The sequence below is a fragment of the Schleiferilactobacillus shenzhenensis LY-73 genome (assembly GCF_000469325.1).
Lineage (GTDB): Bacteria > Bacillota > Bacilli > Lactobacillales > Lactobacillaceae > Schleiferilactobacillus > Schleiferilactobacillus shenzhenensis.
On record NZ_KI271607.1, the window covers coordinates 25,422 to 37,005 of the forward strand.

General features: G+C 59.0%; 8 protein-coding genes. All 8 read left to right on the forward strand.

Going from position 1 to position 11,584, the window contains the following annotated elements:
- Window positions 1-3 precede the first annotated feature (3 nt).
- The gene (gene zwf, locus L248_RS13110) at window positions 4-1,482 is read left to right on the forward strand and encodes a glucose-6-phosphate dehydrogenase (RefSeq protein ID WP_022530739.1); all 1,479 of its coding nucleotides are present in this window, start codon (window positions 4-6) and stop codon (window positions 1,480-1,482) included.
- 81 nt (window positions 1,483-1,563) lie between these two features.
- On the forward strand, window positions 1,564-2,691 hold the full coding sequence (dinB, locus tag L248_RS13115) for a DNA polymerase IV (protein WP_022530740.1): 1,128 nt from the start codon (window positions 1,564-1,566) through the stop codon (window positions 2,689-2,691).
- A gap of 34 nt (window positions 2,692-2,725) precedes the next feature.
- A complete protein-coding gene (locus tag L248_RS13120) occupies window positions 2,726-4,033 on the forward strand; it encodes a DRTGG domain-containing protein (RefSeq protein WP_040536864.1) in 1,308 nt (435 codons plus the stop codon).
- Window positions 4,034-4,996, forward strand: coding sequence for a DHH family phosphoesterase (locus L248_RS13125; protein WP_022530742.1), 963 nt, complete (start codon window positions 4,034-4,036; stop codon window positions 4,994-4,996). It begins immediately after the preceding gene.
- Between the two features lie 36 nt (window positions 4,997-5,032).
- Window positions 5,033-6,352: a DEAD/DEAH box helicase gene (locus L248_RS13130; protein WP_022530743.1), complete on the forward strand. Its 1,320-nt coding sequence runs from the start codon at window positions 5,033-5,035 to the stop codon at window positions 6,350-6,352.
- Entirely contained in the window at window positions 6,349-7,350 is a 1,002-nt protein-coding gene (locus tag L248_RS13135; protein WP_022530744.1) for a hypothetical protein, read from the forward strand. The genes L248_RS13130 and L248_RS13135 overlap by 4 nt, the downstream gene beginning before the upstream one ends.
- Window positions 7,351-7,533: 183 nt before the next feature.
- Window positions 7,534-8,232: a glycerophosphodiester phosphodiesterase gene (locus L248_RS13140; protein ID WP_022530746.1), complete on the forward strand. Its 699-nt coding sequence runs from the start codon at window positions 7,534-7,536 to the stop codon at window positions 8,230-8,232.
- A 338-nt stretch (window positions 8,233-8,570) separates the two neighbouring features.
- Window positions 8,571-11,237, forward strand: a complete 2,667-nt coding sequence (gene alaS, locus L248_RS13145) for an alanine--tRNA ligase (RefSeq protein WP_022530747.1) — start codon at window positions 8,571-8,573, stop codon at window positions 11,235-11,237.
- Window positions 11,238-11,584: the final 347 nt, after the last annotated feature.

The window sequence follows — 11,584 nt, forward strand, 5'->3', positions numbered from 1 at the left end:
ACCATGACAGAGAAAAGGGCATTATTCATCATTTTCGGCGGTTCCGGAGACTTGGCCCAGCGCAAGCTGTACCCGGCTTTGTACGGCCTGTATTACCAGGGCCGGCTCGCCAAGCACTTTGCGGTGATCGGCACCGCCCGGCGGCCGTGGACGGATGATCATTACCACGACGTGATCAAGCAGTCGCTGGTGGGCGCCCCCGGGTCGGCCCACCAGAAGGCGGAGTTCGCAGATCATTTCTATTATCAGTCCCACGATGTGACGGATGCCGCCCACTATGTGACGCTGCGCGACTTGGCAGCCAAGCTGGACCAGCAATATGCCCTGGACGGCAACCGGGTCTTCTACATGGCGATGGCGCCGCGTTTCTTCGCCACCATTGCCGAGCACGTGAAGTCCGAGAAGCTGTTGTCGGACAAGGGCTTCAATCGCTTGATCGTGGAGAAACCCTTCGGTCGAGACTTTGCGTCGGCGAAACAGCTCAACGACGATATTTCCCAGGCGTTCACCGAGAACCAGATCTACCGCATCGATCATTACTTAGGCAAGGAAATGGTCCAGGACATCATGCCTCTGCGGTTTGCCAACCCGTTGTTCGAACACGTTTGGTCCAAGGACTTCATCGATAATATCCAGATCACCCTGGCCGAGGACATCGGCGTGGAAGAACGCGCTGGGTATTACGAGACGGCCGGGGCACTGCGGGACATGGTCCAGAACCATATCTTCCAGATCATTGCCATGTTGACGATGGAGAAGCCGGTCAAGTACGATGCCCCGTCGATCCATGCCGCGAAGCGGGCGGTGCTGGCGGACATCAAGCCGTACACGCCGGCCCAGGTCCATGCTAATTTTGTCCGCGGCCAATATGTCGGCGGCGACAACGTTGGCCTGTCGTACCGGGAAGAGGATAACATTGCCTCCGATTCCACCGTGGAGACGTACGTCGCCGGCCGGGTGGACATTGCCAACGACCGCTGGCAGGGGGTGCCGATTTACCTGCGTACCGGTAAGAAGCTGGCTGAGAAGCAGTCGCGCATCGATATCGTCTTCAAGCCGACAGAGAACAACATTCTGCCGACAGCCGGGGACACCAGCGTCGGCAGCGATGTGCTGACCTTGATTATCGAACCGGAGACAGGGATGCACCTGACCTTGAACGGCAAGGCCATCGGTGTCAGCGACGCGGTCAGTCCCTTCACTTTGGACCACGCCCTCGACCAAGACGAACTGGCCAAGGCGCCCGAAGCATACCAGCGGCTGATGCTCAACATTTTGGAAGGCAACAAACTGACCTTCACCCACTGGCAGGAGCTGGCGGCGAGTTGGCACTTCATCGATGCCATTCGCACCGTCTGGGATAACGACGGCGCGGACGGATTGGCGTTTTACAACAGCGGCACCATGGGTCCGCGGGAAGCCGACGAATTGCTGGCTCGGGATAACCGCCAGTGGGTCTGGCAAGGACCGGCAGCGGATTAACAGTGTGGCGCGGAGCCGACTCAATAGTGAGCCGCCCCGCGTTTTTCTTCATGCACGATAGGCAGAAAGGGGGCAGCGGCCATGCTCGGTCGGTTACCAATCATTCGCCATGACGAACGCCGGATCATTCACCTGGACATGGACGCCTTCTATGCGTCCGTCGAAGAGCGGGAACATCCGGAGTTCGTTGGCCGGCCGCTGGTCATTGCCCGGGACCCGCGGGAAACGCGGGGTAAAGGGGTGGTGACCACGGCCAACTATGTGGCCCGCCAATTCGGGGTGCATTCGGCGATGCCGGCCAACCAAGCCGCTCAACTCTTGGCCGGTGAACCGGTGATTTGGCAGCCGCCGAACTTCACGCTGTACCGGGCGGTCTCGGACCAGATCCACGGTATCATGCACCGGGTCACGGAGTTCATTGAGCCCGTGGCGCTGGACGAAGCGTATATGGATGTCACCCGCCGTTTTCCGGATTGGCCCCAGGCAGTCAGAGCCGCCGCCTACCTTCAGCGCAGTATCCGCCAGGAGACCCGGCTGACCTCCTCCGTGGGTATTTCTTACAATAAGTATCTGGCCAAGCTGGCTTCAGACTACAATAAGCCCTTCGGTCGGACGATCATCACCCCGGAAGCCGCGCCGCTCTTCCTGGACCGGCTGCCGATCCGCAAGTTCCAAGGTGTGGGGGAGAAAACCGCCCCCAAGCTGCTGGCCATGGGCATCACCACGGGCGAGCAGCTGCGGGCGCTGTCTCTTACCCAGCTGACCGACGCCTTCGGCAAGTTCGGCTACATGCTTTACCGCCGAGTGCGGGGCGTGGATGACCGCCCGGTGGCGTACGCCCGGGAACGCAAGTCCATCGGCAAGGAGCGGACCTTCGCGCCCTTTCTGCAATCCGATGAAGCCTGCACCCGCCGAATCAGTGCGCTGGCCGCGGAAGTGGCGGAGCTGTTGCAAAGCAAGCAGCGCAAGGGCAGCACCATCACCTTGAAGATGCGGGACGGCGACTTCGTCACGGAGACCAAACGGGTGACCTTGGCCGAGCCGACGCAGGACGCCCAGCGGATTACCACCGAAGCGCTGCGTTTGTGGGAAGCTTACGGGACCGGGATGCTGGCTCAAGGTATCCGCCTGCTGGGGGTGACCGTCTCCGGCCTGGTCCCGGTGACGATGGAGAACCTGACGCTGCCCTTGTTCGGGGAACCGCTGTGATATACTATCGACAGAAGTAAATGGGGTGCACACCGTGGCAACGAAACACGAAAAAATCATTCAATATATCGCCGACACGGACATCGGCCAGAAGATTTCTGTCCGCAGTGTCGCCCGCCAGATGGGTGTCTCGGAAGGGACGGCTTACCGGGCGATCAAGTCGGCGGAGACCGACGGGCTGGTGGCGACGGTGCCCCGGGTCGGCACTATTCGCGTGGAGAAGACCATGCGCGGGGACATCAAGAACCTGACGTTCGGCGATATTCTGCACATCATCGACGGCACACTGTTCGGCGGGGAAGACGGCTTGGATCATCGCCTGGACCGTTTCGTCATTGGGGCGATGACCACCGACGCCATGCAGGAATACATCACGGCGGGCGCCATGCTCATCGTCGGCAACCGGGAAGACGCCCAGCTGATGGCGCTGCGCAACGGTGCTGGCGTCCTGATCACCGGCGGCTTCACCGCCAGCGCGGCCGTCGTCAAGGCAGCCAACGATGCCGCCTTGCCCCTGCTGGGGTCCAACTACGACAGTTTCACCGTGGCGACGATGATCAACCGGGCCATTTCTGACCAGCAGATCAAGAAGGAGATCGTCACGGTGGCTGACGCTTATGTGCCCATCGGCGAGACCGCTTACCTGCGCCAGGACGAGACCGTTGCCCGCTACCGTCAGCTCGCCCGAGCCGTCAAGCATTCTCGCTTCCCGGTCGTTGCCCGGGACATGCGGGTGGTCGGGGTGATCACCGCCAAGGACGTCCTCAGTGCGTCCGCCGAGGCCACCCTGGACCGGGTGATGACCAAGAACCCGGTGACGGTGAGAAAGGAAATGAGTGTCGCTTCCGTCTCTCACCTGATGGCCTGGAACAGTATTGAGCTGATTCCCGTGGTGGACGCGGAGTTCCGGCTGCTGGGCATCGTCACTCGAACCGACGTGATGCGTAATTTGCCGGCGCCGGGGCACCAGAGCGAGGGGGCCAACACCTTCTTCGACGTCATTCATGGGAGCCTGCGGGCCAACGAGGGTGAGAAACGCTGGCAGACGCTGGTGACGCCCCAGATGACCAACGCCCTGGGGACCATTGCCGTGGGTGTGTTATCGGAGATGATCACCGATGTCGCCCAGGATTTCTTGAAACATAATTACCAGAAACGCTCTCTCATTGAGCAGATTACCGTGAATTACTTGAAATTGATCCAGCTGGAACACCGGGTCCAGATCGTCCCAGAACTCTTGGACCTGGGCCGGCGGTCCGCCAAGCTGGAGATTACCGTGACGGCGGAGCACGTGTTGAGCGCCAAGGCCTTCGTCGTTTGTCAGATATTGGAGGAAGAATAAGTGGCTGAGAACAATGCATCATTGAGTGAGATCATTAAGACCATTGAACAATACGATACCATCATCATCCATCGGCACCAGCATCCGGATCCGGATGCGATCGGTTCCCAGGGCGGCCTGGCAGAAATGCTCAAGGCATCCTTTCCGGGGAAAAAGGTCTATGCCGTGGGGGCCGACATCGGCAACCTCGAATGGCTCAACGCCATGGATACGGTAGCGGACGATGTGTACACCAACGCGTTAGTCATCGTGACCGATACGGCGGATACTCCCCGAATCTGCGATGCCCGGTTTAATACCGGCAAGGCCTTGATCAAGATCGACCATCACCCCAATGACGACCCGTACGGCGACCAAGTTTACGTGGATACGGCCGCCTCCAGCTGCGCCGAGATCATCGTCGACCTCTTCCACGCGGGCCACGGCCGATTGAAGTTGAACGGTCGCGCCGCTCGGCTGCTGTACGCCGGTATTGTCGGTGATACCGGCCGCTTCTTGTACCCGGCGACCACCAGCAAGACCTTCCAGGCCGCCAGCGAACTGGTCACCTATGATTTCTCCGCGTCTGATGTGTCCCAGCACATGAACGAGATTTCGCTGGGCCAAGCCAAACTGCAAAGTTACGTCTTCAACCACTTGCAGGTGGACGCCAACGGGGCGGCCTGGGTAGTCATTCCGGCGGCAGCGTTGAAGGAACTGGGCATTAGTGCCGACGACGCCTCAGCCGCCGTCTCGACCCCGGGCCGCTTGCGGGACGTTCAAGCCTGGCTGGAATTCGTCGAGAATCCCGGTGCACCGTACCGGGTCCACTTGCGCTCCAAGGGGCCGGTCATTAACGAGTTGGCCAAAGCGCACAATGGCGGCGGCCATCCGCTGGCCAGCGGTGCCAAAGCGAAAGACCAGGCCGAGATCGACGCCATGGTCGCCCAGTTGCAGCAGGTCGTTGCGAACTGGCACAAGTAGACAGACGGCCTGCGGGCCGAGAGGAGTTTTCATTTCATGAGCACATTCGCTCAGTACAATTTTCCTGATTTTCTGAACCAAGCCTTAGCGGCGATCCACTTCACGACGCCCACCGACGCCCAGGAAGCCTTGCTGCCGCCGATCATGGCGGGTCAAGACGTGATCGGCCAGGCCGAGACCGGCAGCGGCAAGACCCATGCCTTCCTACTACCCATTCTGGCAGGGATCGATACCAGCGACCATACCGTCCAGGCGGTGATCACGGCGCCCAGTCGGGAGCTGGCGGAGCAGTTACGGGACGCTGCCGAGCAGCTGGTCAGCCGCCAAGACCCTCAGACCCGGATTCTGCTGGCCGTGGGCGGTACCGACAAGGAACGGCTGGTGGATAAGATCGAGCACCAGCAGCCCCAGCTGATCATCGGCACGCCCGGCCGGTTGGCGGATATGGTCACCAGCCACGTACTCCAGGTGCAGACGACCCGCTACTTTGTGGTGGACGAAGCGGACATGTCTCTGGACATGGGCTTTCTCAAAGACGTGGACAACATCGCCTCGGCGATGCCCAGCAAGTTGCAGATGATGGTTTTCTCAGCGACGATTCCAGACAAGCTGCAGCCCTTCCTGCGCAAATACATGCACAGCCCTGAGCTGGTCCGGGTGGCCCCCAAGTCGGTGATTGCGCCGACCATCAAGAACGTTCTGCTGGCCACCAAGGGGCGGGACCACAATAAGATCATTGATACCCTGCTGCATATCGGTCAGCCTTTCTTAGCGCTGGTCTTCGCCAACACCAAGGAACGGGTGGACGAGCTGTATGATTACCTGCAGAAGCAGGGGCTCAAGGTCGCCAAGATTCACGGGGACATTCCCGCCCGGGAACGGCGGCGGACGATGAAGGAAGTCCGCGACTTGCAGTACCAATACGTGGTCGCCACCGACTTGGCCGCCCGGGGCATCGATGTGCCCGGGGTTTCCTTAGTAATCAACGACGACTTCCCCAAGGACCCGGAGTTCTTCATTCACCGAGTGGGGCGGACGGGCAGAAATGGAGTGGCCGGCCTGGCTGTCTCCTTGTATGACCCGGAACAGGAACATGTCGTTGCCCAAATCGAGGGCATGGGCATCAAGTTCATTCCCATGGATTTGAAACATGGTGAGTTAGTGGATTCCTACGACCGCAACCGGCGGGAACAGCGACAGGGCGGCGGTCAGGACATCGACCCGAGCATCAAAGGGATGGTGGCCAAAGAGAAGAAGAAACGCAAGCCGGGATACAAGAACAAGATCCGTAAAGCGATCAAGGTCGATGCCCGGCGCAAGCGGAAGATTGCCAGAAGGGAGCAGCGGCGGAAATGAATCCTCAGCAGTTGAACCGGCCGGATTGGGAAAAATTAACGGGTGAAGAGCAGCATTTGCTGTTCACCCAGATTTTGCGGTACTTTGTGAATCCGCTTTTGCCGACGACGGAGATCACGCCCGTGCGCTTCACCGTGCACGGTCAGAGCATCGCGTCGCAAACGGTGATGATTGCCGGTCAGCGGTACATCTTTGTCCCCGGGCAGAGCGAGGCCCAGCTGGGCTACCAGGTCACCGGCCAGGAGGTCCGGCTGCCGCAGCTATGGGATGACCAGGCTGTCGTCTTGGAACACCCGGACTTGCCGGAGCGGCCGCTGACCACCAACCAGCAGCGGGAACGCTACTTAATGGACTTCACCACGCCGCCGCGGACCGTGCCCATCCATCCGTTGCTGGTCGCCCAGCAGCCCCTGCCGGTGGGCCAGCGCAGCATTGGTCTGTATTCACCGGGCACGGACGACTTTTCCGGCGACGTGGTCGCCTTCAAGAAAGTCCGCCAAGCGGTGGGCAACGAACTGCGCCATGCACCGCGGGCAATCAATACACCCGAGATGAGCGTGTATTTCGTGCCCACCGTCGTGCTCGATGAGTATCAGCTGCGCATTGCCCAACCTTTACCGCCAATGGCTTTGACTCGCGAGCTGGCGAAGCAGGGATTCTCCGTGCTGTCGCCGGACGAATACGAGTACGTGGTCAGCGGTGGCGAGCCGACGCTGTTTCCCTGGGGCAACAAGACCTTGGACCAGCTGCCCCCGGTACTGCCGAACCGGTTCGGTATCCGCTTCAGTGCCCGCCAATACACCGCCGAAATGACGACTGATCCGTTGACTTGGCGAGGCGGCTGGCCGGTGTCCGGCGGGCGCAAGAATGTTGAGGTCCAGCTGCCGTTTTCTGCCTTTTACGACAGCGGGCGGCTGCCAGGGTTAGGCGACATGCCGCTGCCCCAGCAGGTGTACCACCAGGTGATTCGGGTGTCGTTTGAGGACGACAACATTTAAGCCGGGCCCTCGGTGACTTCGGATTCCCAGATTGGCGGCAAATAATGTGTCAATTGGCCGCTTGTCCAGAATATTTACGAACTTTTGACAAAATCTGGTCGTCATCGTGACGAAAAAGGAGTATCGTTCTCTTTGAATTCAGCTGGGGTTTCTCACCGGCCAAACCAAGGAGTTAACTTACTTATGCAAACTTTGATCTTCGGTCACCGCGGGTATCCCGCGCGTTTCGCAGAGAACAGTCTGGAAGGATTTCGGTATGTTTGTGCGCACCACATCGATGGTATCGAGACCGATGTCCAGCGGACACGGGATGGCCACCTGGTGATCATCCACGATGAGACGATCGACCGGACAACAGATGGCACCGGCTATGTCAAAGATATGACCTTAGCGGAGCTGCAGTCATTCCACCAAGCCAACGGTGAGCCGATCCCGACCCTGGCCCAGTTCCTGGATGCCCTGGACGGCTGGCACGGCCAGATCAACATCGAATTCAAGACCGGGAAGGTCCGTTACCCCGGAATTGAAGCTGAGACCCAGCGCATCGTCGCCAATGCCGGCCGGACAGATGAAGTCGTGTATTCATCCTTTAATCCCGACAGTCTGGTCGCCCTCCACGCCATTGCCCCGCAACAGCCCGTGGCCCTGCTGGCAACAGAAGGCACTCCCGAAAAGGTGGCTCCCGTGAAGAATATCGTCTCGGCGCTTCACCTGGAAAAGACCGACACCCCCAGCGCACTCCCCGAGCGCATTTGGACCGTGAATGATCCCTGGCAAATGCGGGCACTGTTCAACGCCCCCAAAGTCGTCGCCATCATTACAGACAAGTTCGAAGAAGCCCAAGACGTCCGGGCACTGCAAGGCGCCAAGGCCACGGCATAAGTGACAGTTGAGTGTATAACACGACTATCTGTGTAGGCAAGCTGGGGCCGGAGGCCCCAGATTGCCGGCGGGCGCCCACCGTTTGCGCCTGAACACCCCCCGTGCTATACTCGTTTTTGTTCGGGACATGCAGCCCGCCCCGTACCGCTTCAGAGAAGCTCCGGTCAGTGCAAGGAGTGCGGTACCCCAGGCTGTGCTACCCAATGGACTAACGATTACAATTTAATCAATATAAAGTGGTAATGACGAACATCATTGCAATCAAGGTGGTACCGCGTGTAAGCGCCCTTGAATGCGATGATGTTTTTTTACCGTGATGGAAGAAAGAGGCAGACGATATGAAAGAAATGAGCAGTGCCCAACTGCGCCAAACGTTCCTGGATTTCTGGAAATCAAAGGGCCACGATGTGGAACCTTCCGCATCCCTGATCCCCAAGGATGATCCCACGTTGCTCTGGATCAACTCTGGGGTCGCCACGTTGAAGAAGTACTTCGACGGCACCGTTATTCCCAAGAATCCGCGCATCACCAACGCCCAGAAGAGTATCCGCACCAACGATATTGAGAACGTGGGCAAGACCGCCCGGCACCAGACCTTCTTCGAGATGCTCGGGAACTTTTCTGTCGGTGATTACTTCAAGAAAGAAGTCATCCCCTGGGCCTGGGAACTGCTGACGGACCCCAAGTGGTTCGGCTTCGATCCCGAGCGTCTGTACATGACCGTCTACCCCAAGGACACGGAGACGTATCAACTGTGGCAAGACGTCGGGGTGAAGAAAGACCATATCGTTCTGGCCGAAGACAACTTCTGGGATATCGGCGGCGGCCCTAGCGGCCCGGACTCCGAGATCTTCTATGACCGCGGTCAAAAGTACAACAACGTGGCGGAAGACGACCCTGAGAATTATCCTGGCGGCGAGAACGAACGCTACTTAGAGATTTGGAACATTGTCTTTTCTGAATTCAATCACCTGCCCGACGGCCGTTACGTGGAGCAGCCCCACAAGAACATTGATACCGGGATGGGCCTGGAGCGGGTGCTGTCGATTTTCCAAGACGCCCCAACGAACTTCGAGACCGACTTGTTCCTGCCGATGATCCGCGAAGCCGAGAAGCTGAGCGGCAAGAAGTACGGGGTGAACAAGAAGGACGACGTCAGCTTCAAGATCATTGCCGACCACGCCCGGGCCGTCACCTTCGCCATCGGTGATGGGGCACTGCCGTCCAATGAAGGCCGGGGCTACGTGCTTCGCCGGCTGATTCGTCGAGCCGTGCTGAATGGCAAGAAGCTGGGCATCGACAAGCCCTTCCTGTTTGATCTAGTGCCGGTCGTCGGCGAGATCATGAAGAGCTATTACCCGGAACCGCTGGCCCAGAAGGACTTCATTTCTCACATCATCAAGGGCGAGGAAGAAAGATTCCAGGCCACCTTGAACGATGGCTTGGACATTCTGGACGGTCGTATTGCCGACTTGAAGAAAGCTGGGGAGAAGACATTCCCGGGCAGCGATGCCTTCAAGTTGTTCGATACTTACGGCTTCCCGCTAGAGCTGACCGTGGAGTCCGCGGCCGATGAAGGTCTCCAAGTCGACGTCGCCGGTTTCAAGGCCGCGATGCAGGAGCAGAAAGACCGTGCTCGCGCTGCCCGCAAGGATGTTAACTCGATGGGGTCACAAAATAAGCTCTTAATGGACATTAAGGAAGAAAGCCAATTCACTGGTTACGATGAGTTGACCACCACTGGGGCGAAACTGACGCACTTGATCGTGAAGACGACCCAGGGCGACCAGCAAGTCGACAAGGAAGTCGATGCGGTCACCAGCGGCCAGGCCGAATTATTGTTCGACAAGACGCCGTTCTATGCTGAAATGGGCGGCCAAGTCGCGGATAAAGGGACGATTGAGGATCGTGCTGGAAATGTCGTCGCCAAAGTCACTGATGTCCAGCACGCACCGAATGGCCAGAATCTGCACTTTGTGGATGTGGTCGGCAATCTGCAGGCTCATCAGACCTACACCTTGAAGGTCGACCGCAGCTTCCGCCTGGCCGTGCGCAAGAACCACACGGCCACCCATTTGCTGGACCAAGCCCTGCGCGAAGTCCTCGGCGGGCACACACACCAGGCGGGTTCCTTAGTCGAACCCGATTATCTGCGCTTCGACTTCAACCACCAAGGACAAGTGACACCGAAAGAATTACAGAAGCTGGAAGATATCGTTAATAGCAAGATTTTTGCTGAGATTCCCGTGAAGACCACGGAGACCGACCTCGAGACTGCCCAGAAGATGGGGGCGATCGCATTGTTCACCGACAAGTACGGTGACCGGGTGCGGGTCGTGAACATCGGCGACTGGTCCATCGAACTGTGCGGTGGCACCCACGTGAAGAATACGGCCGAACTAGGCCTGTTCAAGATCACCTCGGAGTCCGCCATTGGTGCCGGTGTGCGGCGCATTGAAGCCGTTACCTCCCAAGCTGCTGTGGCGTATCTGGACAAGCAGCTGCACCTGCTTCACGAGACGGCCGGCATCGTCAAGGCCAACCAGATCCAAGACACACCGGAACGGGTCAGCCAGATGCAGCAAGACCTCAAGAGCAGTGAGAAAGAGCTCGCCGGTCTGCAAGCAAAGATGGCAGCGGCCCAAGCCAATTCCGTCTTCGACCACGCCACAGACATCAATGGCCTACAAGTGATTACCGCCCAGGTCAACGTTGACGGCATGAATGCCCTGCGCCAGATGGTCGACCAGTGGAAGAGTAAGGATGCGTCTGACGTGCTGGTTCTGGCCACTGAAGCCAACGGCAAGGCCAACCTCATCGCAGCCGCGAATAAGAAAGCCCAAGGCCAAGGCATCAAAGCCGGCAACCTGATCAAAGCCATCGCACCCATCGTTGGTGGCGGTGGCGGCGGCCGGCCCGATATGGCCCAGGCTGGCGGTAAGCAGCCGGAGAAAATCCCGGCTGCGTTGGCGGCGGTGAAGGATGCTGTGACGGCGGGGAAATAACCAGTAGTCTGCGGTGTTAGAGGGGCGCTCGACCGCCCAGAGGAGTTCTGGCGGGCAGGCCGCCATGGTCTGAGGACCTGTTGCCGCTCCTAAACGAGCTCCGCCGAGCAGAAGCTAGGGGCTAAGGGCAAAGTCGGGTAAAACCTAAGACCGGGTTTTCCCCGCCTTCGCCCTTAGCCCTACGCTTCTCCCGCTCGGCTCCGCCCTCTAAACGGGCTCCGCCGAGCAGGCCACCACAGTCTAAGGACCGTAACGTAAAAACCCAAGTGCGGGACTTTCCCCGAGCTGCGTAAACGGGCTCCGCGGCCCAGAAGCTAGGGCATAAGGCGGGGCAAGGGTAAAACCTA